A 22,978-nucleotide genomic window follows, 5' to 3' on the forward strand; every position below is an offset into this window, starting at 1 on the left:
GCATTGAAACGGGGTGCTGTCAGGACACCAACGAGTAAATCAGCGCGGTAATCGCCACCAGGCCCACCGCCGTCACAAACACGTTGGACGCCTGCCCACGGTACTTGGCCATGGCCGGTACCTTGCGGATCGCGTACATCGGCATCAGGAACAGGATCGACGCAATGATCGGCCCGCCCAGGGTCTCGATCATGCCGAGGATGCTCGGGTTCAGGGTGGCGACGATCCAGCACACCACCAGCATGAACGCGGCGGTCATGCGGTCCAGGGTCTTGGCAGCCGGACGACGGCCGCTTTTCAACACCAGGCCCTTGAGGCCTTCACTGGCGCCGATGTAGTGGCCCAGGAACGACTTGGCAATCGCCACGAACGCGATCAGCGGCGCGGCAAACGCGATGGTCGGGTTGCTGAAGTGGTTGGCCAGGTACGACAGGATCGACAGGTTCTGCGCCTTGGCTTCGGCCAGTTGCGCAGGCGACAGGGTCAACACGCAGCTGAACACGAAGAACAGCACCATCACCACCATCAGGATGTGCGCCCGGGACAGGATCTGCGAGCTGCGCTCCTCGGCGTGTTCGCCGTACTGGCGCTTCTGGTCCACCGCAAAGGCCGAGATGATCGGCGAGTGGTTGAACGAGAACACCATCACCGGAATCGCCAGCCACAAGGTGTGCAGCAGCGCCGAAGGGGCCGGCACCGTGCTGGCGGTGCTGAGGATGCCACCGTTCCAGTGCGGCACCAGGTACACGGCGAGGAACAGCAAGGCGACGATAAACGGATACACCATCAGGCTCATGGCCTTGACGATCACCTGCTCGCCGCAGCGCACCACGGCCAGCAGGCCGAGGATCAGCACCAGCGACAGGATCGCCCGGGGCGGCGGCGCGATGTGCAGTTGATGCTCCATGAAGCTGCCGACGGTGTTGGTCAGCGCCACGCTGTAGATCAGCAGGATCGGGAAGATCGCGAAGAAGTACAGCAAGGTGATCGCGGCACCGGCCTTTAGGCCGAAATGTTCCTCGACCACGTCGGTGATGTCCGAGCCTTCGCGGCCCGAGAGCACAAAGCGGGTCAGGCCGCGGTGAGCGAAAAACGTCATCGGGAACGCCAGTACCGCGAGGATCATCAGCGGCCAGAAACCGCCAAGGCCGGCGTTGATAGGCAGGAACAAGGTGCCGGCGCCGATGGCCGTACCGAACAGGCCGAGCATCCAGGTGGTGTCCTGGCGGCTCCAGCTTGTGAGGGTTGCAGGTGTCGTTGCGTAGCGTTCGTCGACGCTATTGGCCTGATCATTCATCCGTTCGGATCTCCGCATTCACTCAGTCGGGACGAGTCAGAAAAACCTGACAGGCAGCGCCTCGACCGAAACAGGGGCGCGATTGTCCGGGATTCGCTTGAATAAGCAAAGACTTAGCTGAGGAATGGTTGTGCGGAGCAGAGGGTTGAAGGTGATTTTTACGCCTTTAATTTTACATTTCATAAGAAATCTATTTTATAAGTGCCTACCGTCATGTATTTTTAAGCCACGCCTCTCACTGGAATCACTGCCATGCCAATCGTGCGCATCGACCTTCGGAAAAACCCCGACGTCACCTACGCCAAACGCGTCGGTGTCCTGATCTACAACGCCATGCACACCGCGATTGGCGTGCCCGAGCACGATAATTTCCAGATCCTCACCGAGCATGATGAGCACCACTTCATCTATGACCCGGAGTATCTGGGCATCCAGCGCACCGACAACCTGGTGATCATCCAGATCACCCTGAATGAAGGCCGCAGCACCGAGCAGAAAAAGCTGCTGTACAAGACCATCGCCGAAAGTCTGAACCGTGAACTCGCGGTGCGCCTGGAAGACGTGTTTATCAGCCTGGTGGAGGTCAAGAAGGAAAACTGGTCGTTCGGCAACGGGATTGCGCAGTACGCCAGCTAAACGTTTTATGATGCCGCCCATTCCTGCCACAACCTGATCCAGAGAGCCTTCGATGCCACGCGTGTCCCGCAAACAAGCCGAACTCAATCGCGAAATCATCGTCGAGGCCGCCACGCGACTGTTTCGTGAACGGGGCATCCATGGCATCAGCGTGTCGGACGTAATGGCGGCTGCCGGCCTGACCCATGGCGGTTTCTACGGGCACTTCGAGTCCCGCGAGGCGCTGGCCACGGAAGCCTGCAACCGGGCGTTCGAGCAATCGAGCCTGCGCTGGCAAGCGCGGGTCGAGCAAAGCCCTGACCCCGAGACTGCGCGCCTGGCACTGATCGATCCGTACCTCACGGCCGCCAATCGCGACAACCCCGGGGACAGTTGCCCGGTGGCGGCGTTTGCCGGGGAAATGTGCCATGAAGCGCCCGACAGCGCGCTGCAACGCAGCTTTATCCAGGGTTTTGAAGAGTCCATGGGGATCCTGGCCGCTACCCAGGCTACCGGCACACCCGAAGGTGACCGGCAGGCCGCCATTGCCCAGTACACGATGATGGTCGGCGCCCTGACCCTGGCCCGTGCGACCAAAGGCGACAGCCTGTCCGAGGAGTTCCTCGCCGCCGCCAGAAATATCCTGCTCCCGGAAAAAAACCTCGTCTGATGCGTTGACAGCCAAACGCCAGCGCCAGCATGATCGGCCCATGAACCTTATCCAGCTGGCCCTCACCCGTACCACTACCACGACCGCTTATGGCGGGTCGTGTGGTAGCGGTGAGTGGCGCGCAAACTAAGCCACCCAGGTTTACCCAAGGCCCCGCCAGCAATGGACGGGGCCTTTTTATTGCTCCGCCCGTCTGGCAACTACAAGGAGCAACACCATGCCTGAAGCCAAGCGCCCCGCCCTGCTGGTCATCGACATGCAGACCGGTCTGTACGACGGCCCGGAAAAACCCCACGAACGCCAGCGCGTACTCGACACCATCAACTCATTGATTCAGCGAGCCCGCCTAGCCGGCGTACCGATTTTCGCCGCACGTCACACCGGCCCTGCGGGCTCGCCCATCGAGTCGGGCAGCCCGCTCTGGCAGCTATGGCCGGCGCTGGAGGTGGATGAAGCCCGCGACACGGTGTTCGATAAATCCAGGCCCAGCTGTTTCCTCGGCACCGGGCTGGCACAACAACTGGCGGCGTCACAGGTGAATGAGCTGGTGATCGTCGGGATGAAAACCCAGTACTGCATCGACACAACGTGCCGGGTTGCCGTCGAACTGGGGTTCTCGGTGGTGCTGCCGGAGGATGGTCACACGTGCATGGACACGCCGGCGTTAACGGCCGAGGCGATTATCGAGCATCACAACGCCACGTTGGCCGGGGCGTTTGTGAAACGTATTAAGGCGGCAGATATCTGCTTTTAACATCCTCTCCGGAGCGCCCGCTGGAGTATCAATACCCAGCGGGCGTCGGATTTTTCTTCACCTGGCGCGGGGTTCATACCGACAAAATGTCGCATACTGAACTCCTCAAACCCTTCAGGAAGAGCCCTCGCATGCCCGTCACCGTTCTGGTCCTGGTTGAAACCATCAACGACTACCTGCCGATTATCGAAGGCAACGGCTTTCACGTGATCCTCGCGCCGACCCCGGCCGAGCGCGCCAAGGCGATCAAGACCCACGGCGGGCAGATCCAGGCGGTACTGACCCGTGGCCCGCTGGGCCTGTACGCCGAGGAAATCGCCGCGCTGCCGGTGCTGGAGATCATCTGTGTGATCGGCGCCGGTTATGAACACGTGGACCTGCAAGCCGCCAGCAACCGGGGCATTGTGGTCACCAATGGCGCCGGTGTGAATGCGCCATCGGTGGCCGACCATGCCATGGCGCTGCTGCTGTCGCTGGTGCGTGACATTCCCCGGGCAGACGCGGCGGTGCGGCGCAGCGAATGGCCCAAAGTCATGCGCCCTTCCCTGGCCGGCAAACAGCTGGGGATTCTCGGGCTGGGCGCCGTGGGCCTTGAGATCGCCAAACGCGCGGCCCTGGGTTTTGGCATGGAGGTGAGTTATCACAACCGCCAGCCCCGCGATGATGTCGACTACACCTACTGCGCCACCGCCGTGGAACTGGCGCGGGCCTCGGACTTTCTGATCCTGGCCACGCCCGGTGGCACCAGCACGCGGCATTTGATCGACCGCCAGGCCCTCGACGCGCTGGGGCCCAACGGTTTCCTGGTGAACATCGGCCGCGGCAGCGTGGTGGTCACCGCCGACCTGATTACCGCCCTGGAGCAGCGCCGCATCGGCGGCGCGGCACTGGATGTGTTCGACGATGAACCCAAGGTGCCGGATGCCTTAAAGCGCTTGAGCAATACCATACTCACGCCTCACGTCGCCGGCCTGTCACCGGAAGCTGCCCATGACACCGTGCAGCGCGTGGCAGACAACCTGTTGGAATACTTCGCCGGGCGCCCCGTGCTGACCCCCGTGATGTTGCCGCCAAAAAATAATGGCTAATAGCCAGCAACCATTCAAATCCTGACTAAACTGTTTGCGGGAGTGCTCAGGACGCTGGTACTGGACCGGCGAAGGAACGCAGGATGGTTTGCCATGGACCCGGCCCGGCCCGCCAACGCGGTGCGATAGGTTTGGTGGGCGCGATGACCCTCGGCATCGCGCTGTTGTTCCTGTTGCTGGTGGTCGACAGCGGCCGGTTGTACCTGGAAAAGCGCAAGCTGCAACGCGTGGCCGACACCGCAGCGCTTGAGGTGGTGAGCCGCGGGGGCGCCTGCTTGACCCCGAATACCAACGCCCCACAGTTTGCGATACAAAGCGCGGCCCGCAATGACTTCCCGATCGACGACAACCGCACCCTGAGCACCGCCTGTGGCACGCTGGTCACCGGCGCTGACTTCATCCGCACCTTCTCCCCCAATCCCTCCAAGGCCGATGCGATCCAGGTCATTGCTACCCATCGCGTGGTCACCAGCATCGCCAACGGCCTTTTCATGCTGTTCGTCCCAGGCCCGTTCAACCCGACGATTCAATTGCGCGCAGTGGCTGTGGCCGCCGTGCCCGCACCACCGGTGGCGGTGCTGACCATCCGCAGCACGCTGCTGACCGTAGACAGCACCAAGTCCGCAGCGCTCAACGCCTTGATCGGTGGGCTGCTGGGGGGCAAATTGCAACTCGACGCATTGGGCTGGGAGGGTTTGATCAAGGCCAATATCAACCTGCTCGGTTACCTGGACGCCTTGGCTATTCAGCTTAACGTCAGTGCCGGCAATTACGACGAACTGCTCAAGACCGACGCCAGCGTCGGCGACCTGATTCAAGCTGCGATTGATGTGCTCAAGCTGGGGGGCGATGCGGTCAAGGTGGTGATCAATAACCTGGAAGCGATCAAGCTGATTGCCCCCGGCACCAAGATCCTGCACCTGGGCGACCTGCTGAGCATCCAGAACGGCACCGACAAAAGCGCCCTGGACGTCAACCTGCAACTGTTCAATCTGATTCAGGGGTTTGTGCAACTGTCGAACAAGTACAACGCCGTGGCGGTGGAGTTGCCGATCGATGTATTGGGCCTGCTGAATATCACAGTCAAGACCAAGGTGATTGAACCGGCGCAGGTTTCCGCCATTGGCAACCCGAAGCTGATCGCCACCCAGCCGATCTATGTCAGGACCGCGCAAGTCAGGACGTTGATCTCCGTCAAACTGCCGGTAATCGACGGACTGAACGGAATTATCAGCACAATAACGGGGCTGGTGGGTGGCTTGTTGGGTGGTTTCCTGGACCCGGCAATCGGCTCGCAAATTGATGTTGCCCTGGAGGCTGCCAGCGGCAGCAGCAGCGTCACCGGTTACAGTTGCACGAGCGCTGCGGACAAATCGTTGTCGGTTGTGGGCACTACCTCTGCCGTGCGGTTGATGGTGGGCCAGATCGATCCGAAGAACCTGTTTTCCTCCACTGAACCCCTGAAGGTCAATGAATTTGCGCTGCTGGACCTGGGCGAAAAAACCTGCAGCAAGGGTGTGTGTGACCGGGAGCCGTATGCCGTCGGCGGTATCAGCCTGAAGGTCGACAGCAGCGTGGCCAAGACCACCCGAAACCATACCTACCTGTCGCCACCCGAGGTAAAAAGCCCGCCGGATTACTTCAGTTTCAGCTCCAACAACGTCGTGGGCAGCCTGGCCAACACCCTCAACGGCATCCAATTGATCAACCATCCACCCACAAAGGGCGGGCTGCTGGGGTTGGTGCTGAGCCTGGTCGTCGGGCTGTTGACGACGGTGCTCAACCTCGTCAGCACTACGGTCTCCGCCCTGCTCGGCCCACTCCTCGACCCACTGGTCAACAACCTCCTCGCCGGCCTGGGCATCGACCTGGCAAAAGTCGAGATCGGTGCCAACCTGTCCTGCAACCCAAGCGGGCGTGCAATTCTGGTGATCTGAGCACATCAGGCCCGCTGATCATCGGCCAACACGCTAACCTATTAAGCCGCCCCAACCTTGTGGCTGGGCGGCTACGCGCATTAGATTAGCCAATAGTCCAAGGCCTTAAGAATAAGCAGAAGGGATAAGCATGGCGCTTAATGACCAATCGACCCAGATTCGCCCCGGCGAAGAACTTGATGCCAGCCTCATCGATCCCTACCTCAAGGCCCATATTCCGGGCTTGAGCGGCAGCGTCAACATCAGCCAGTTTCCGGGAGGCGCCTCCAACCTGACGTACCTGCTGGAATACCCCGGCCAGGAATTCGTGCTGCGCCGCCCGCCCTTTGGCCACAAGGCCAAGTCCGCCCACGACATGGGCCGCGAATACCGGATTCTCAACCAGCTCAAGGACGGTTTCCCGTATTGCCCCAAGGCCTACGTGCACTGCACCGACGAGTCGGTGATCGGCGCCGAGTTCTACGTGATGGAGCGCGTCAACGGCATCATCCTGCGCTCGGACCTGCCGCCGGAGCTGGGCCTGGATGCGGCGAAAACCGAAGCCTTGTGCAAAAGCTTTATCGACAAGTTCGTCGAGCTGCATCAGGTGGACTACACCGCCTGCGGCCTGGCCGACCTGGGTAAGCCCGAGGGTTACGTGGAGCGCCAGATTCGCGGCTGGAGCGATCGCTACGAAAAAGCCCTGACCCCTGACGCACCGAGCTGGGAAGCCGTGCGTGCCTGGCTCAACGACAAGATGCCAGCCGATCACCCCACCTCGAGCATCGTCCACAACGACTATCGCTTCGACAACGTGATCCTCGACCCGCATAACCCGATGCAGATCATCGGTGTGCTCGACTGGGAACTGACCACCCTCGGCGACCCGCTGATGGACCTGGGCAACACCCTCGCCTACTGGATCGAAGCGGCCGACCCGGCGCCGGTGCAGCTAATGCGACGCCAGCCGAGCAACGCCCCCGGCATGCTCACCCGCCGCCAGTTCGTCGACTACTACGCCGAGCGCTCCGGGATCCAGATCGACAATTTCGACTTCTACTACACCTACGGCCTGTTCCGCCTGGCCGGCATCGTGCAGCAGATCTACTACCGCTTCTTCCATGGCCAGACCCAGGACAAACGCTTTGCGCAGTTCATCCACATGAACAAGCTGCTGGAGCAGATGAGCCTGAATGTCATCAAACAGTCTTCCCTCTGACCCTCTTCAAGGAAAAACCATGTCCAAGACTCAACTGTTCGACCTCGACGGCAAGATCGCTTTCGTTTCCGGCGCCAGCCGCGGTATTGGTGAGGCGATTGCCAAATTGCTGGCCCAGCAAGGCGCCCACGTGATCGTGTCGAGCCGCAAGATCGACGGCTGCCAGCACGTGGCCGATGCGATCATCGCCGACGGCGGCAAGGCCACGGCCATTGCCTGCCATATCGGCGAAATGGAACAGATCACGAATGTCTTCGCCGCGATCCGCGAACAGTTCGGCCGCCTGGATATCCTGGTCAACAACGCCGCCACCAACCCGCAGTTCTGCAATGTACTGGACACCGACCTGGGCGCGTTCCAGAAGACCGTCGATGTGAACATTCGCGGCTACTTCTTCATGTCGGTGGAAGCCGGCAAGCTGATGCGCGAGAACGGTGGCGGCAGCATCATCAACGTGGCATCCATCAACGGGATATCGCCGGGCGTGTTCCAGGGCATCTACTCGGTGACCAAGGCGGCCGTGATCAACATGACCAAGGTTTTCGCCAAGGAATGCGCGCCGTTCGGCATTCGTTGCAACGCGCTGCTGCCGGGGCTGACCGACACCAAGTTCGCCTCCGCGCTGGTCAAAAACGATTCGATCCTGAAAATGGCCCTGGCGCAGATCCCCCTCAAGCGCGTGGCCGACCCGAGCGAAATGGCCGGCGCGGTGCTGTACCTGGCCAGCGATGCATCCAGCTACACCACGGGTATTTCGCTGAACGTGGACGGTGGTTTCCTGTCCTGATCAATCGTTCGGCGGTTGCTGGCGAAACCCTACGGCCAGGCGGTTCCAGGCACTGATGCTGGACACCGCCATGGTCAGGTCCACCAGCTCCTGCTCGCTGAACTCCACGCGCATCGCCGCAAACAGTTCATCCGGCACGCTGGAGGTCGGCAGCGTGGCCACGGATTCGCTCCAGGCCAGGGCGGCCTTCTCCCTCGCGGTAAAAAACGGCGAGTCTCGCCATACGCACAATGCGAACAGCCGGCGTTCGCTCTCGCCCCGCTGACGCGCTGCCATCGAGTGCATGTCGGTGCAGAACCCGCACTGATTGAGCTGCGAAACCCGGATCCTGATCAGCTCCAGCAGGGGCTTTTCGATGGACAAGCCAAAGGTCGCCGCTTCCAGCATCAGCATGCCCTTGAGCGCTTGTGGCGAAGCGGTGTAGTAATCCAGGCGAGGTTCCATCGGTGTAGCCCCAGTGGCAAATGCAATGACTGCCCAGCCTAAAGGCCGCGTGGCATAAGCCCTATAGCCAAAACGCCGGTTTATGAGGGGACCACTTTGGCGGTACCGAGCCGCGACGGTTACGGGTAACCTTGCCAGGGATTGATCGCCTCTGGATGAAACATGGAACTGCACGTCGTCATCAATGGCCGCAAGGATCTGGCCGAACAGCTTTACCAGCAACTGCGCGCGGCCATTGAGTCGGGACAACTGGCGGCCGGCGCGCAGCTGCCGCCCAGCAGACTGTTGGCCGAGCAATTGGGCGTGTCGCGCAAGACAGTGTCCGACACCTACGCCACCCTGACCTATGAAGGCCTGCTGGTGGGCAAGATCGGCCGTGGCACCTTCGTCAACGCCCGGGCGCCGCGCTCCGAGCGCTTGCAAACCGCCACAGACCTGGCCTGCGCCGCCAACCTCGCCAAGTGGCAATCACTGCCTTCCCCCATGCGCCACCCAACCCGGGACGGCACCTTGCGTTGCGAGTTTATCGGGGGTGCCACCACCCGCAGCCAGTTTCCCCAGGAAGAATGGCGCCGCTGCACCCAGGACGCCTTGCGCCGCATCGCCCAGAACAGCGGTTACTACAGCCAGCCTGAAGGCTTGCCGGCCTTGCGCAATGCGATCGCCGGGCATATTGCGTTTTCCCGCGGGGTCAAATGCCGGGATGACGACATCGTGGTCACCAATGGGGCCCAGCAGGCGCTGGACCTGATCGCCCGCGTGGTGCTGGAACCCGCAAGCATCGTTGCCATGGAAGACCCCGGCTACACCCCGGCACGCCTGATGTTCAACGCGGTGGGCGCTACGGTGGTGGGCGTGCCGGTCGACGAACAGGGCATCCAGGTAGAGCTGATTCCCGACGGCACCCGGCTGATCTATGTGACGCCGTCCCACCAGTTTCCCCTGGGCATGCCGATGAGCCTGGCGCGCCGCGAGGCGTTGCTGGCGCGGGCGTTCGAGCTGGGCGCAATCATCATCGAAGACGATTACGACAGTGAGTTTCGCTACGAGGGGCGCCCCACCGATTCGCTGCAAAGCATGGACACCCGGGGTGTCGTCACCTACGTCGGGACCTTCTCCAAAACCCTGCTGCCAGAGCTGCGCCTGGGTTATGCGGTGCTGCCGCCGGCGATTTTTGGCGCAGTGCTCAAGGCCAAGCAACTGACCGACCAACACAGCTCCACCCTGCCGCAATGGGCCCTGGCCAAGTTCATCAGCGAAGGCTATCTGCTCAAGCATATTCGTCGTTGCCATACCGTGTACGCGGGGCGCCGGGAGCGCATTCTCAAGCGCCTGGCCACAGACCTGTCGCCGTGGTTCGAAGCGGTGCCCACCGTGGCCGGGTTCCATATGGCGGCGCTGTGCAAGGTGCCGGTAAATATCCCGCTGCTGATGGAGCTGGCCCGCAAGGTCGAGGTCGGCCTGTATCCCTTGAGCGTGTTCTTCCATGAAGCGCCGGTGCGCGACGGTTTGATCATTGGCTTCGGCGCCATTGAAACCCTGGATATCGACCCCGCGCTGGACAAGGTACGCGACATCCTGCAAGAGATTGGCTGAGGGATTTTCCGGCGGATTGGTTATTGGTCGCCCCATGACCTGCGCGTAGGGTGAAGGGGTCTAAAACTTCCCGGAAGCATCGCCATGAAAATACTGCTCGGCACCACCCTGTTGCTGGCCTCGTTAAGCGCCTTTGCCCACGACCCGGTGTACAACCAGGAAAAGATCAACGTCCTGCAAGAGCATGCCCTGACCAACGTTCCGGGCAAGAAAACCATCATGCTCACCGTGGACTACGCCCCGGGCCAGGCCACCGTGCCCCACAGCCACACCGGCACGGCCGTGGCCTATGTGCTGGAAGGTGCAATCACCTCGCGGGTCAACGATGAGAAGGCGATCACCTACAAGGTCGGCCAATCGTTCTATGAACCCGCCGGTTCGCGGCACTTTGAATCCAGCAATGCCAGCCAGACCCAGCCGGCGAAACTGCTGGTGGTGATGGTGATGGACGACAAGGCCGACGTACTCACACCGTTGCCAAAGTAACCGTCCCTGTGGGAGCTGGCTTGCCTGCGATAGCGGTGTATCAGACACAGTTGTGTTTGTTGACCCACCGCTATCGCAGGCAAGCCAGCTCCCACAGTTTTGACCGCGCTCAGGGGCGTTTGAAGTGGCGGCGCAGGTGTTCGATTCTTGGCCGACAGACGCAGCCTTCAAGGTGGTCGTTGACCATGCCCATCGCCTGCATCAACGCATACATGGTAGTCGGCCCCACGTAGCTCCAGCCGCGTTTTTTCAGGGCCTTGGACAAGCGCGTTGACGCAGCTGACGTGGGATTGGCCGTCCAGTACGCCATGTCCACCACTGCCGGACGCTCATCGGCGGCCGGTTCAAATGACCACAGCCACGCCGCCAGCGAGCCGGTCTCATCCACCAGCTCACAGGCGCGCCGGGCGTTGTTGATGGTGGACACGATCTTGGCGCGATTACGCACAATGCCCGGATCGGCCATCAAGCGCTCGATGTCCTGCTCGGTGTACTGCGCCACCCGGCGAAAATCAAAGCCCTCGAACGCCCGGCGAAACGCCTCGCGCTTGCGCAGGATGGTGATCCACGCCATGCCTGCCTGAAAACCCTCCAGGCAAATCTTCTCGTACAGCGCAATGTCCTCGGCCACCGGCACGCCCCATTCATGGTCGTGGTAATGCGCGTACTCCGGCGCCGCCGTGCGCCACGTACAGCTCGTGATGCCCGCCGCGTCCGTAATCAATCCTGGAATATCCATAACTCACCTTGGGAACCGAGCCCAGGATGATAAGCGAAAAAAATTCCGGGCCGCCAACCGCTCAAGCCCCGACCTTGGCGACCAACTGGTCAGACCGGGACCCATCCTCTCTGTAATATTTACTTGCAGCTGGAAAAAAACCGAGCGTAGACTGGCCCCGCACTGGACATACCGGTCAGACCACAACAATTAAGCCCTGGACCCACCAGGGCACCGAATAGAGATCCTTCCCATGCTCAGATGGTGCTCGCGTTCGATTTTCCTGCAAGTCGTGATTGGCCTGGTCATCGGCATAATCTGCGGCCTCGCCCTTCCCGAATTCTCCTCGCAACTCAAACCCCTGGGTGACGGCTTTATCAAGCTGATCAAAATGCTGATTGGCCTGATCGTGTTCTGCGTGGTGGTCAGCGGTATTTCCGGTGCCGGCGACTTGAAGAAAGTCGGACGCATCGGGCTCAAGTCGGTGATCTACTTTGAAGCGCTGACCACCGTGGCCCTGGTGATCGGCCTGATCATGGCCTTCAGTACCGGGATCGGCACCGGCGCCAATATCCACCTGGAACAACTCTCCTCCGCCGGCTTGAATGAACTGGCCGACAAAGGCCAACACATCAAGGGCACCAGCCAGTTCCTGATGGACCTGATCCCCAACTCGGTGATCGGCGCCTTCGCCGACAACAACGTGCTGCAGGTGCTGTTGTTTTCCGTGCTGTTTGGCAGCGCCCTGAACCTGGTGGGCGAAGCCGCCTCCGGCATCTCGCGGTTGATCAACGAGCTGAGCCACGTGATCTTCCGCATCATGGGCATGATCGTGCGCCTGGCACCCATCGGCGTGTTTGGCGCCATCGCCTTCACCACCAGCACCTACGGCCTGGATTCCCTGCAACACCTGGGTAGCCTGGTGGGCCTGTTCTACCTCACCTGTTTCATGTTCGTGGCGGTGATTCTCGGCCTGGTGATGCGCCTGTCGGGCCTGCGGATGCTGCCGCTGCTCAAGTACCTGCGCGAAGAGCTGTTGATCGTGATGGGCACCGCGTCCTCCGATGCGGTGTTGCCACAGATCATGCGTAAACTGGAGCACCTGGGCATCGGCAGCTCGACCGTGGGTCTGGTGATTCCCACCGGGTACTCGTTCAACCTCGATGGCTTCTCGATCTACCTGACCCTGGCCATCGTATTTATCGCCAACGCCACCGGCACGCCGCTGTCGATGACCGACCTGCTGACCATCCTGCTGGTATCGCTGATCACCTCCAAGGGTGCCCACGGGATCCCGGGATCGGCCCTGGTGATTCTGGCGGCGACGCTCACCGCGATCCCGGCGATTCCGGTGGTGGGCCTGGTGCTGGTGTTGGCAGTGGACTGGTTCATGGGGATTGGCCGGGCGCTGACCAACCTGATCGGCAACTGCGTTGCTACCGTGGCCATCGCCCGCTGGGAAAAAGACATCGATATCCAGCGCGCCAACAAGGTGCTGGACGGGCAGCAAGGGTATGCCTTCCAGGCCAAGAAGCCGGTAGTGCCCGCCCACCAGGAGTTCTGACTCTTTCCCGACAACACACCACTCCAATGTGGGAGCTGGCTTGCCTGCGATGGCGCCGGGTCAGCAAATGAATTTTTGACTGATACACCGCTATCGCAGGCAAGCCAGCTCCCACACTAGATCATCAAGGAGGCATCGACGTGATCAGCACCTCAACCGTCGTCAATTCAGTGGTAGAAAAACTGCGCGCCGCCCTGGCGAAGGGCCAGTGGCGACGCGGCGAGATGCTCCCCGGCCAACGTGAACTGGCCGAGCAACTGGGCATCAGCCGTCCGAGCCTGCGCGAAGCGGTGATCGTGCTCGAAACCCTCGGCCTGGTGCGCTCCATGCCCGGCAAGGGCGTGGTGGTGCTGGAAGCCACCCTCAGCGAACCCCAGGCCCAGGACAGCGGCGTGGCCGACGCCAGCCTCGAAGACATCCTGCAACTGCGCTACACCCTCGAGCCCTTTATCGTCGGCCTGGTGGCCCAATCCATCAGCAGCAAGGAGGTCGGGCAACTGCGCCTGACCCTGATGGACATGCGCGAGGCCCTCGATGCCGGCGACAGCGAAGCCGGGATGAACGCCTACATCGCGTTCCACGAAGAACTGTTCGCCCTGACCTCCAACCCGATCTTCCAGAACGTGGTGCAACAAACCAGCAACGCCCTCAAGCAAAGCGCCCAGGTGCTGCGCAACTCCCCCGAGCACCTGGCGGAGCGCCTGCAGGAAAACGACGCCGTGGTGCGCGCGATCCGCAACAAGAACAGCGCCCTGGCCAGCGCCGAAATGCGCCGGCACATCCTGCAGGAAGGCTTGCGCATGGGCATTCGCTTGAACATCCCGGATGACCATCTGGGTAGCTGACTTTTTGGAGACCGCCCATGAACGCCCCTGCCCTGCAACGTAACAGCGTCGTCAATGTCCTGCCGCCGATACGCCTGGTGCCCGGCAAAAAACTCTCGGTGGACGACATCTATCCGCGGCTGTTCGACGCCATTCTCGAACAACGCATCGCCCCGGCCAGCCGCTTTACCGAAGAAAGCCTGGGGCAGAGTTTTGGTGTGAGCCGCAGCGTGATACGCCGAGTGCTGGCGCGGCTATCGCACCAACAAGTAATCATCCTGCGGCCCAACCATCGGGCCCAGGTGGCAGCACCGGATGCCCAACAAACCCGGCAAATTCTGGAGGCCCGTCGCCTGACGGAAATCACCGTGGTGCAACTGGCGTGTGCTCACGCGAAACCGGCACAGATCCGCCAACTGCGAGAGCTGATCGCACGGGAACGCGCCTGCATTGAGCATGACGAACGCGGCCCGGCGATTCGGCTTTCAGGGGAGTTTCACCTGCAACTGGCGGCCATCGCCGGGAATGCACCGCTGGCGCAGTTTCTCAACAGCCTGGTGCCGTTGACGTCGTTGGTGATAGCGCAGCTTGAGGCGACGGCCTGCACGTATTGCGCGTGGCAGGAGCATAGGGCGATTGTGGATGCGGTGGAGCAAGGCGACGCCGGTACCGCCGTCACCTTGATGACCCGGCATCTGGACCACCTGGAAGCCAAGCTACTTATTTCGTAGCATCGCCAATCTTGTAAAGCGAACACAAAGAAGCCCGGTATCTTTCGACACATGGTTTTGTCTACTAATCAGCCAAGCCAACTCCAGCACCGCCTGATCCGCGCCCGCCCTAGCTATGTAACGCCTGCGCCAGGTGACCTTTCCATAACCTGTATCCCGCACTGCTTGAGTGCTCTATTACAGGTATCGAAAATGTACATTGACCCAGACGTGTCGTCGAAGCTGTCCACCCTGATTACTCAATTGAATGATCAGAAGGCTTCTCTGCCGGCCCCCTTGAATGCAACGTTGGCTGAACTGACCGACGCCGCAAGGAAGATTGGAAGCGCGTTGTTTCGTCGAGGCAAAATTGACGACGCGGCATTCTATTTGACCTTCCCGGCGCTGAATGGCGACGCGCAATCGCAATACGCCATGGCCACTTGCACCGGTTATATATTCGGGGCATTTCGCTATGCGTTCCCGGAAACCAAAAAATGGCTCAGGCTTGCAGCGGCACAGAACAACGTCTTCGCCTTGATGTGGCTCGGGGACACCGAATCTCTGGCAAAAGCCAGGGAGCTGTCCATGGCGGCAGTTGCCGCTGGCAATGCCCAGGGCATGTTAAACATGTATACCCTGACCCAGGACATTACATGGCTGACCCAGGCCGCAGCCACAGGCAACTCAAAGGCGCAATTCAAACTGGCCCAAGCCTACCGGGAACACCCGGGGCTGATGACCAACGCCGTAGAGCGCAACGCACTGATTGAAGAGATGTGCCAAAAATCTGCTGACAGCGGGTATCCACCGGCACTGTACGATCGCGTCTACCCCCAGACATCAACAGCCAGCACGCTCGAGAAGCAGCAAAGGTTTGCACAATTGGTAGCGGCGGGCGAACTGGAAGGCATACAGGAATACGGCTACGCACTGGCCGGCATGCCATGGAAAGGGGCCAAAAAAGCGCGCACCTATGGACTCGAAAAAGACTTGCCCAAAGCCCGCGCACTATTGAAATTTGCACGTGACAGAAACGTCGGTATTGAATCGGTTGATCAACTCGACGCTGACCTCGAGGAAATCTTGCACCAGATGAGTCCGAAGCAATATGACGCCTCCCTGTCCATCCTCGCTGAGTTGAACAGCAAGGTGCTGCTGGTCGCTCAATTCAATGAACCAAAAGTCGTGCTGGGTTCCGGCAACTGACCCACGGCAGCCATGCCCTCGACGTAAGCGTCCACCCAAAAAAAATCCCCGTGTCTTTCGACACGGGGATTTTTCGGTGTTAACCCTCAATCAGGCTTTTTACAGCACCGACTGACCACTCATTGCCAGGTCCAGCAACTCACGGTTGGCCACCGCGTACATGGCGTAGTCCGTGCCGACTGCAGCACGAATTTCAACCATCATGGCGCGCCAGCGATCAGCCATGTCCTGGTGCTGCTCAAGCCACAGGGCCACGCGGGCTTCCATGTCTTCTGGCACGTCGGCCATTTGCAGTACGGAAATGGTGATCGCCCGTTGCTGCCAATCCACGTCGTCGCGGAAGGCCTCACGGGCCTGGGCCTGCCAGTTGTTGCCCACCGGCAGGCTGCTGATTTGCTGCAGGTACCACGGCAAGTCCAGGGCGCTGCCGACGGCGAAGTAAGCCTTCGCGACGTCTGCTGCACTTTGGCCTGTCACGTCCGCGGCCTCGATGATCGGCAACAGGGTGTACAGGTGCGTAGTGCCTGCAACCATGCGCGCCAACAACTCTGGCACACCGGCCTCGACGTAAGCCTGGTAACGGTTCTGCCAGCCTTCGCGGGTCGGACCTTCCAGCAGTTCGTCGAGCTTGAGACCCAGCGCAGCGAGGTGTGGACCGAAGTGCGCAACATCGCGCCCGGCGTCCTGCTCGTTGCGGCGGCTGCGCAGGAACCAGCGCGTGGCACGACGGCCCAGGCGCATCAGTTCGTCCATCAGCTCCAGTTGCACGTCGGCCGACACCTGGTGGTCCAGGGCTTCGATCTGACGGAACCAGTGCGGGAGGTGGAAGATGTCACGCACGATCACGTAGGCACCGGCCACGTTCGCCGGGCTCATGCCGGTGGACTCTTTGAGTCGCTGAACGAAGGTGATGCCCATGTGGTTGACCAGGTCGTTGGCGATCTGGGTGCTGACGATCTCACGCTTTAGACGGTGGCGACGCATGGCTTCGGAGAACTTGGCCACCAGGCTCGGCGGGAACGCGGTCTCCATGTCACGGGTCAGGTAGTCGTCATCCGGCACCAGGGATTTGAGCAACGCTTCCTTGAGGTCGATCTTGCTGTAGGAGATCAGTACCGACAGCTCCGGACGCGTCAGGCCCTTGCCCGCGGCGGCGCGCTCGTTGAGCTGCTCCTCGGTCGGCAGGTACTCGATGGCACGGTCCAGCTTGCCGCGGCCTTCCAGGTCGCTCATCAGGCGCTTGTACTCGGCTGCTCGCTCGAAAGCTTTGCGGGCCGCCAGGGACAGGGCCTGGGTTTGCTTGTAGTTGTTGCCCAACACCAGGCTGCCGACTTCGTCGGTCATGCTCGCCAGCAACTGGTTGCGTTGCTTGTCGGTCATGTCGCCAGCCTGCACCACTTCGTTGAGCAGGATCTTGATGTTCACTTCGTGGTCGGAGCAATCCACGCCACCGGCGTTGTCGATGAAGTCGGTGTTGGAACCGCCGCCATTGAGGCCGAATTCCACACGACCCAGTTGGGTCATGCCGAGGTTACCGCCCTCGCCCACTACCTTGCAGCGCAGCTCGTTACCATTGACGCGCAGGGCGTCGTTGGCCTTGTCGCCCACATCGGCGTGGCTTTCGGTGCTGGCCTTGACGTAGGTACCGATACCGCCGTTCCACAACAGGTCCACCGGCGCCTTGAGCAAGGCGTTCAGCAGTTCGGTCGGGGTCAGCTTGTCGGCCTGGATGTCGAAGCGTTCTTTCATCTGTGGCGAGATGGCAATGCTCTTCGCGCTGCGCGAGAAGATACCGCCGCCTTCGGACATGATGCTGGTGTCGTAGTCGGTCCAGGCCGAGCGCGGCAGGTCAAACAGGCGCTGGCGTTCCGCGAAGCTGTTGGCCGGGGTCGGGTTTGGATCGATGAAGATGTGCAGGTGGTTGAAGGCCGCGACCAGTTGCAGCTTGTCGGACATCAACAGGCCGTTGCCGAACACGTCGCCGGCCATGTCGCCCACGCCCACCACGGTGATGCTGTCTTGCTGGACATTGATGCCGCGCTCACGGAAGTGACGCTGCACGCCCACCCACGCGCCCTTGGCGGTGATGCCCATTTTCTTGTGGTCGTAACCGGCAGAACCACCGGAGGCGAACGCATCACCCAGCCAGAAGCCGTAGTCGATGGCGATGCCGTTGGCGATGTCGGAGAAGGTCGCAGTGCCCTTGTCCGCCGCCACCACCAGGTACGGGTCATCGTTGTCGTGGCGCACCACGTTCAACGGTGGCACCAGGGCGCCGTCTTTCAGGTTGTCGGTGATGTCCAACAGGCCGGAAATGAAGATGCGGTAGCAGGCGATACCCTCGGCCGCGATCTCGTCCCGGCTGCCGCCCAGTGGCAGGCGACGCGGCAGGAAGCCGCCCTTGGCGCCGACAGGCACGATGACCGAGTTCTTCACCTGCTGGGCTTTTACCAGGCCCAGCACTTCGGTACGGAAGTCTTCTTCACGGTCGGACCAGCGCAGGCCGCCGCGAGCGACGTTGCCAAAGCGCAGGTGCACGCCTTCAACCCGTGGCGAGTAGACGAAGATTTCAAACTTCGGCACCGGCTTGGGCAATTCAGGAATCGCGTGTGGGTTGAACTTGAAGCTGAAGTAGGACTTGTTCTGACCGTTGGCATCCGCCTGGTAGAAGTTGGTCCGCAGGGTGGCCTTGATCAGGTCCAGGTAGCGACGCAGGATGCGGTCTTCGTTGAGCACCTGAACGTCGTCCAGGGCCGTGAGGATCGCTTGCTCCAGGCGTTGCTGCTTGTCTTCCAGGTCGTCGCTGGTGAGCTTGCGCGCCAGGTAGAAACGGGTCTTGAACAACCGGGTCAACTCGCGGGCGATGTCGGTGTGGTTGTTCAGGGTGCTGGCAATGTAACCCAGGTCGAAGCCCAGGCGAATCTGCTTCAGGTAACGGGCGTAGGCACGCAGCAGCGCCACGTCGCGCCATGGCAGGCCGGCGGTCAGCACCAGGCGGTTGAACGCATCGTTCTCGGCATCGCCGTGCACGATATGCACGAACGCGTCCTGCAGGGTGTCGTTCAGTTGCTGGATGTCGAGGTTCACGCCTTCGGCGGCGATGAACGCGAAATCGTGAATCCAGAACTCGCGGCCATTGGCATGACGCAGGCGGTACGGGAATTCACCCAGTACACGCAGGCCGAGGTTTTCCAGGATCGGCAGCACGTCGGACAGTGCCAGCGGAGTGTCGGCGTGATACAGCTTGCAGTGCAGCTCGCGCTGGCCGGAAACCTGGCCCAGTGGCTGGTAGAAACTCATCACCAGCGGGTTGGCTTCGGTCAGGCTGAGCAGGTGCTGCATGTCGACCACGGCCGAATGCGCGGCGAAACGCTCGCGGTAGCCGGCCGGGAAGCCTTTCGGGAAGTCTGCGAGCACGTTGGTGCCATGGGCTTCGCCGAAGCTTTCCACCACCAGGCTGGAGTAGTCGTCCTGCCAGCTGCGGCAGGCCTGCACCACTTCTTTTTCCAGTTGCAGCGGGTCGATGTCCAGGCGGTTCTTCGGGTCTACCCGCAGGATCAGCTGGACGCGAGCCAGTACGGACTCAGAGAAGAAGGTCCAGAATTCGCAGTCCGAGGCTTTCAGGCGATCCATCAGCACTTGCTGGATCTTCTGGCGCACTTCGGTGGAATAGATGTCGCGCGGCACGTAGGCCAGGCAGTAGCAGAAACGACCGTACGGGTCTTTGCGCAGGAACACGCGGATCTTGTTGCGTTCCTGGATCTGCACGATCGACATCACGGTGCTGAACAGCTCGTCCACCGGGGTCTGGAACAGATCATCCCGGGGCAGCACTTCGACCACCTGGGCCAGTTCCTTGCCCAAATGCGCCTTGGCCTGGAAGCCCGAGCGACGTTCGATTTCCGCGACCTTGCGGCGAATGTACGGGATTACCCGCACGCTTTCGCCGTACACCGAAGAGGTGTAGAGGCCCATGAAGCGGCATTCCTTGATGACCTTGCCGTCGGCATCGATCTGGCGGATCGACACGTAGTCCGGGTAGGCCGGGCGGTGCACGCGGCTTGGGTGAGCGGCCTTGGCGAACGACAGCACGGCCGGTTCACGCAGGTAGTTCACCGCGTAGTCTTCGATGCGCAGATCGTCGGCGGTGAGGCCCGGGCGCAGCAGTTTGGTCAGACCGAGGAACGAATTGGCGTCATATTCGATATGACCGCCGTCCGCCTCGTCACGTACCACAAACTCTTCATAGCCCAGGAAGGTGAAGTGGTTGCCCACCAGCCATTCCAGGAAACTCTTGATCTCGGCTTTTTCTTCGCCGTCGATCACGTACGCGCTGGCGTCGATACCGTCCAGCAGTTCCTGGACCTTGGCCTTCATCGGCTCGAAATCGGCGACAGCGACGCGCACTTCGCCCAGTACCTGCTCAAGTTCCTTGCTCAGGACATTCAGCTCGGCGGCGTTGGCGCAGCGGTCGATTTCCAGGTACATCAGCGATTCTTGCTGAACGTCTTCGCCCTGGGTGCCTTTGGGCAGGATTTCCAGCAGCTCGCCCTTCTTGCCACGCCGTACGCTGAGCACGGTGGTTTGCAGGGTATGGATGCTGTAGCCACGGCGGTTCAGCTCGGTACGCACCGAGTCCACCAAAAATGGCAGGTCGTGGTGCAGCACTTCGACCGCGGTGTGGGTCGATTGCCAGCCATGACGTTCGTAATCGGGGTTGTAGACCCGCACTTGCGGTTGGGTGTGGTCAAAGCGCTCAAGCAGGCGCCAGGCAGACAGGGTGCAACCGGCCAGGTCGGACAAGCGACGCTGGGTCAGTTCATCCAGGGAAATGATGCCGAAGAATTGTTCAGCGAACAGCGCCACTTGTGGCAGTGCCTGTTCACTGATGTGCTGCGCCAGTGCCGCTTGCAGTTGGTGCTGGAAGTCGGCTTTGCTGGCTGCGGTGAAGAACGCCATCTGTGGTACTCCGCTTGGGCTTGTTATTGATGGAAGCGTCGCGTGTTATCCCCTTGCGGGGAGACCGTCAGCTCTGTTCGCGGTCTACAGTAACGAATTCAGAGTGACAGGTGGGTGAAGCTGGACAAGACAATGAGGTCACATTCAACTTCCATAAGATGTACACCTTGCCAGGTGACGGTACGACGGGCAGGTCAGACTCCTGGCGAGGCACATCCGTTGCGCAGCTTAACGAGTGTAGGAAGCGTGCTGCTTGCGACGCTGCGACATATTCGGTCATCGGCACGCTGCTGGCGGGTTGCGACTTGGGCAACCGGGTGTTTTCAGAGAAATCCCGAGGCGCCGAGTACCGGAAATGACTGATATTGCCCGCCAGGTCATGCCACAAGGTCTGACACACGATGCAGCACAAAATTCGCCGCAATGGCACAATTGCCCTGCTGCGCCCTCCCCCAAGACAGGATTGACCATGCCACTGCAACTGACCACCGCCCACCTGATCGTCAACCCGTGCGATGACGAGGAAGACAACATGGCCATGCTCTGCTGCCACGGCGACAAGGGCGAGATGTTCATGGTCACCCGTTATCCGGATGAGGATGAGGTGGAAATCACCTGGGATTACGAGCCGTCGACCCTGGACGGGCTGAAGATCACCCTCGGTGCCACGACATTGCTCGTGGAGATTGGCGCGGCGGACGCCGACGCACTGGGCGGCAACGATCATCTGGAAATCACCCACGGCACGGCGGAGTCGGATTTGGCCGAAGTGGAAGAAACCCTGCAGAACATTCTCAAAGGCACCGGCACCTATATCCGGGCCTGACTGCCAAAACCGTTCAATGTGGCGAGGGAGCTTGCTCCCGCTGGGCTGCGCAGCAGCCCCAATAAGGCCGCCGCATTTTTCCAGGCAGATCCCGGTTCGCTGTTTTGGGGCCGCTTCGCAGCCCAACGGGAGCAAGCTCCCTCGCCACATAGCAAGCTCCCTCACCACACAGGCCGGAGTCAGCCTGTAAAAACCTCGGACATTTCCCACAATTCCCAAAAAATACCCCCTGTGCCGTTAGTCGCAGCCCCCCCTGATGCATTAAAGTAAGCCCCCCAGGCCCTGGCGTTTTTGACAACGCCCGGGCTCACCTCTCCAGGAACCGTCATCGATGGAACATCGTGAAGCGCTGCTTGCGCTGCGAACCTTTCTTTCAACGCAGATTCTCGGCCAGGAAAAACTCATCGAGCGCTTGCTCATTGCCCTGCTCGCCGATGGCCACATGCTGGTTGAAGGCGCTCCCGGCCTGGCCAAGACCAAGGCCATCAAGGAACTTGCCGAAGGGATCGAAGCACAGTTCCATCGCATCCAGTTCACCCCCGACCTGCTGCCCGCCGACATCACCGGCACCGAGATTTATCGCCCGGAAACCGGCAGCTTCGTGTTCCAGCAAGGCCCGATTTTCCACAACCTGGTGCTGGCGGACGAAATCAACCGCGCCCCGGCCAAGGTGCAGTCCGCCTTGCTCGAAGCCATGGCCGAGCGTCAGGTCAGCGTCGGACGCAGTACCTATGAACTGTCGCCGTTGTTCCTGGTGATGGCCACGCAAAACCCGATCGAGCAGGAAGGCACCTACCCGCTGCCTGAAGCCCAGCTCGACCGCTTCCTGATGCACGTGAAAATCGGTTTCCCCGACGCCGCCGTCGAGCGCCGCATCCTGCAGCAGGCCCGTGGCGAAGCCCTCAACGGTGAAACCAAGCCCGAACGCCGGGTCAGCCAGCAGGCGATCTTCGCTGCCCGCAAGGAAATCCTTGGCCTGTATATGGCCGACGCGGTGGAGGAATACCTGGTGCAACTGGTGATGGCCACCCGCACCCCGGCCAAGTTCGACCCGGAAATGGCCGAGTGGATTGCCTACGGCGCCAGCCCCCGTGGCTCGATTGCCCTCGACCGCTGCGCCCGGGCGCACGCCTGGCTGGCCGGTCGCGATTTCGTCAGCCCGGAAGACATCCAGGCGGTGCTGTTCGACGTGCTGCGCCACCGCATCATTCTGTCGTTCGAGGCTGAAGCGGCCGGTATCGACCAGGACCGCGTGGTGCAACGCATTCTCGACGTCGTTGCCGTCGCTTGACGCCC

At 61.1% G+C, this 22,978-nt stretch carries 19 protein-coding genes; 15 read left to right on the top strand and 4 right to left on the bottom strand.

The window, feature by feature from the left end; translation table 11 throughout:
* Positions 1–19 precede the first annotated feature (19 nt).
* On the bottom strand, positions 20–1,297 hold the full coding sequence (locus M2400_RS13675) for a serine/threonine transporter (protein WP_177048428.1): 1,278 nt from the start codon (positions 1,295–1,297) through the stop codon (positions 20–22).
* A 252-nt stretch (positions 1,298–1,549) separates the two neighbouring features.
* Here M2400_RS13675 and M2400_RS13680 point away from each other — a divergent pair, with 252 nt between their 5' ends.
* From M2400_RS13680 to M2400_RS13710, 7 genes are all read left to right on the top strand, one after another.
* The gene (locus M2400_RS13680) at positions 1,550–1,933 is read left to right on the top strand and encodes a tautomerase family protein (RefSeq protein ID WP_003210790.1); all 384 of its coding nucleotides are present in this window, start codon (positions 1,550–1,552) and stop codon (positions 1,931–1,933) included.
* Positions 1,934–1,985: 52 nt separating this feature from the next.
* Positions 1,986–2,582 carry a TetR/AcrR family transcriptional regulator gene (locus tag M2400_RS13685; RefSeq protein WP_177079460.1) on the top strand — a complete coding sequence of 199 codons (597 nt, stop codon included), beginning with the start codon at positions 1,986–1,988 and terminating at the stop codon, positions 2,580–2,582.
* A 217-nt stretch (positions 2,583–2,799) separates the two neighbouring features.
* Positions 2,800–3,336 carry a cysteine hydrolase family protein gene (locus M2400_RS13690; protein ID WP_259197067.1) on the top strand — a complete coding sequence of 179 codons (537 nt, stop codon included), beginning with the start codon at positions 2,800–2,802 and terminating at the stop codon, positions 3,334–3,336.
* 131 nt (positions 3,337–3,467) lie between these two features.
* Positions 3,468–4,424 (top strand): 2-hydroxyacid dehydrogenase, encoded by a 957-nt coding sequence (locus tag M2400_RS13695; protein ID WP_177079459.1) that lies wholly within the window; start codon positions 3,468–3,470, stop codon positions 4,422–4,424.
* An 83-nt stretch (positions 4,425–4,507) separates the two neighbouring features.
* Positions 4,508–6,361, top strand: coding sequence for a pilus assembly protein TadG-related protein (locus M2400_RS13700; protein WP_259197069.1), 1,854 nt, complete (start codon positions 4,508–4,510; stop codon positions 6,359–6,361).
* 130 nt (positions 6,362–6,491) lie between these two features.
* Positions 6,492–7,559, top strand: coding sequence for a phosphotransferase family protein (locus M2400_RS13705; protein WP_076014879.1), 1,068 nt, complete (start codon positions 6,492–6,494; stop codon positions 7,557–7,559).
* Between the two features lie 19 nt (positions 7,560–7,578).
* Complete coding sequence (locus tag M2400_RS13710; protein WP_177048418.1) at positions 7,579–8,346, top strand: SDR family oxidoreductase; 768 nt, start codon at positions 7,579–7,581, stop codon at positions 8,344–8,346.
* Here the strand turns inward: M2400_RS13710 and M2400_RS13715 are convergent, their stop codons facing one another.
* Positions 8,347–8,790 (bottom strand): carboxymuconolactone decarboxylase family protein, encoded by a 444-nt coding sequence (locus tag M2400_RS13715; RefSeq protein WP_177079457.1) that lies wholly within the window; start codon positions 8,788–8,790, stop codon positions 8,347–8,349.
* A 162-nt stretch (positions 8,791–8,952) separates the two neighbouring features.
* Between M2400_RS13715 and M2400_RS13720 the strand changes: the two genes are divergently transcribed.
* The gene (locus M2400_RS13720) at positions 8,953–10,386 is read left to right on the top strand and encodes a PLP-dependent aminotransferase family protein (protein ID WP_177048416.1); all 1,434 of its coding nucleotides are present in this window, start codon (positions 8,953–8,955) and stop codon (positions 10,384–10,386) included.
* An 84-nt stretch (positions 10,387–10,470) separates the two neighbouring features.
* The gene (locus tag M2400_RS13725) at positions 10,471–10,872 is read left to right on the top strand and encodes a cupin domain-containing protein (RefSeq protein WP_259197073.1); all 402 of its coding nucleotides are present in this window, start codon (positions 10,471–10,473) and stop codon (positions 10,870–10,872) included.
* Between the two features lie 109 nt (positions 10,873–10,981).
* Here M2400_RS13725 and M2400_RS13730 read toward each other — a convergent pair whose 3' ends face one another.
* Positions 10,982–11,611, bottom strand: a complete 630-nt coding sequence (locus tag M2400_RS13730; protein ID WP_177120773.1) for a DNA-3-methyladenine glycosylase I — start codon at positions 11,609–11,611, stop codon at positions 10,982–10,984.
* Between the two features lie 232 nt (positions 11,612–11,843).
* On the opposite strand from M2400_RS13730, the gene M2400_RS13735 reads away from it, so the two are divergent.
* The 4 genes from M2400_RS13735 to M2400_RS13750 all read left to right on the top strand — a co-directional run bounded on the left by M2400_RS13735 (position 11,844) and on the right by M2400_RS13750 (position 15,897).
* Complete coding sequence (locus tag M2400_RS13735) at positions 11,844–13,154, top strand: C4-dicarboxylate transporter DctA (protein WP_177079454.1); 1,311 nt, start codon at positions 11,844–11,846, stop codon at positions 13,152–13,154.
* A 140-nt stretch (positions 13,155–13,294) separates the two neighbouring features.
* Positions 13,295–13,999: a FadR/GntR family transcriptional regulator gene (locus M2400_RS13740; RefSeq protein ID WP_177048412.1), complete on the top strand. Its 705-nt coding sequence runs from the start codon at positions 13,295–13,297 to the stop codon at positions 13,997–13,999.
* 17 nt (positions 14,000–14,016) lie between these two features.
* Positions 14,017–14,709 (top strand): GntR family transcriptional regulator, encoded by a 693-nt coding sequence (locus tag M2400_RS13745; RefSeq protein WP_177079453.1) that lies wholly within the window; start codon positions 14,017–14,019, stop codon positions 14,707–14,709.
* Between the two features lie 192 nt (positions 14,710–14,901).
* A complete protein-coding gene (locus M2400_RS13750) occupies positions 14,902–15,897 on the top strand; it encodes a tetratricopeptide repeat protein (RefSeq protein WP_177115724.1) in 996 nt (331 codons plus the stop codon).
* Positions 15,898–15,996: 99 nt separating this feature from the next.
* Here M2400_RS13750 and M2400_RS13755 read toward each other — a convergent pair whose 3' ends face one another.
* Positions 15,997–20,856 carry an NAD-glutamate dehydrogenase gene (locus M2400_RS13755; RefSeq protein WP_259197076.1) on the bottom strand — a complete coding sequence of 1,620 codons (4,860 nt, stop codon included), beginning with the start codon at positions 20,854–20,856 and terminating at the stop codon, positions 15,997–15,999.
* 469 nt (positions 20,857–21,325) lie between these two features.
* Here M2400_RS13755 and M2400_RS13760 point away from each other — a divergent pair, with 469 nt between their 5' ends.
* Together M2400_RS13760 and M2400_RS13765 are read left to right on the top strand one after the other, a co-directional pair.
* On the top strand, positions 21,326–21,682 hold the full coding sequence (locus M2400_RS13760) for a hypothetical protein (RefSeq protein WP_177048407.1): 357 nt from the start codon (positions 21,326–21,328) through the stop codon (positions 21,680–21,682).
* 331 nt (positions 21,683–22,013) lie between these two features.
* A complete protein-coding gene (locus M2400_RS13765; RefSeq protein WP_003218556.1) occupies positions 22,014–22,973 on the top strand; it encodes a MoxR family ATPase in 960 nt (319 codons plus the stop codon).
* Positions 22,974–22,978 lie beyond the last annotated feature (5 nt).

This window comes from Pseudomonas sp. BIGb0558, assembly GCF_024807515.1.
Lineage (GTDB): Bacteria > Pseudomonadota > Gammaproteobacteria > Pseudomonadales > Pseudomonadaceae > Aquipseudomonas > Aquipseudomonas yamanorum_A.

Bases quoted from the DNA above. Each gene is read 5' to 3' on its own strand.
- M2400_RS13750 (WP_177115724.1), top strand. From the start codon at position 14,902: ATGTACATTGACCCAGACGTGTCGTCGAAGCTGTCCACCCTGATTACT.
- M2400_RS13725 (WP_259197073.1), top strand. From the start codon at position 10,471: ATGAAAATACTGCTCGGCACCACCCTGTTGCTGGCCTCGTTAAGCGCC.
- M2400_RS13675 (WP_177048428.1), bottom strand. From the start codon at position 1,297: ATGAATGATCAGGCCAATAGCGTCGACGAACGCTACGCAACGACACCT.
- M2400_RS13735 (WP_177079454.1), top strand. From the start codon at position 11,844: ATGCTCAGATGGTGCTCGCGTTCGATTTTCCTGCAAGTCGTGATTGGC.
- M2400_RS13680 (WP_003210790.1), top strand. From the start codon at position 1,550: ATGCCAATCGTGCGCATCGACCTTCGGAAAAACCCCGACGTCACCTAC.
- M2400_RS13755 (WP_259197076.1), bottom strand. From the start codon at position 20,856: ATGGCGTTCTTCACCGCAGCCAGCAAAGCCGACTTCCAGCACCAACTG.
- M2400_RS13690 (WP_259197067.1), top strand. From the start codon at position 2,800: ATGCCTGAAGCCAAGCGCCCCGCCCTGCTGGTCATCGACATGCAGACC.
- M2400_RS13695 (WP_177079459.1), top strand. From the start codon at position 3,468: ATGCCCGTCACCGTTCTGGTCCTGGTTGAAACCATCAACGACTACCTG.
- M2400_RS13705 (WP_076014879.1), top strand. From the start codon at position 6,492: ATGGCGCTTAATGACCAATCGACCCAGATTCGCCCCGGCGAAGAACTT.
- M2400_RS13715 (WP_177079457.1), bottom strand. From the start codon at position 8,790: ATGGAACCTCGCCTGGATTACTACACCGCTTCGCCACAAGCGCTCAAG.
- M2400_RS13730 (WP_177120773.1), bottom strand. From the start codon at position 11,611: ATGGATATTCCAGGATTGATTACGGACGCGGCGGGCATCACGAGCTGT.
- M2400_RS13720 (WP_177048416.1), top strand. From the start codon at position 8,953: ATGGAACTGCACGTCGTCATCAATGGCCGCAAGGATCTGGCCGAACAG.
- M2400_RS13700 (WP_259197069.1), top strand. From the start codon at position 4,508: ATGGTTTGCCATGGACCCGGCCCGGCCCGCCAACGCGGTGCGATAGGT.
- M2400_RS13765 (WP_003218556.1), top strand. From the start codon at position 22,014: ATGGAACATCGTGAAGCGCTGCTTGCGCTGCGAACCTTTCTTTCAACG.
- M2400_RS13710 (WP_177048418.1), top strand. From the start codon at position 7,579: ATGTCCAAGACTCAACTGTTCGACCTCGACGGCAAGATCGCTTTCGTT.
- M2400_RS13745 (WP_177079453.1), top strand. From the start codon at position 14,017: ATGAACGCCCCTGCCCTGCAACGTAACAGCGTCGTCAATGTCCTGCCG.
- M2400_RS13760 (WP_177048407.1), top strand. From the start codon at position 21,326: ATGCCACTGCAACTGACCACCGCCCACCTGATCGTCAACCCGTGCGAT.
- M2400_RS13685 (WP_177079460.1), top strand. From the start codon at position 1,986: ATGCCACGCGTGTCCCGCAAACAAGCCGAACTCAATCGCGAAATCATC.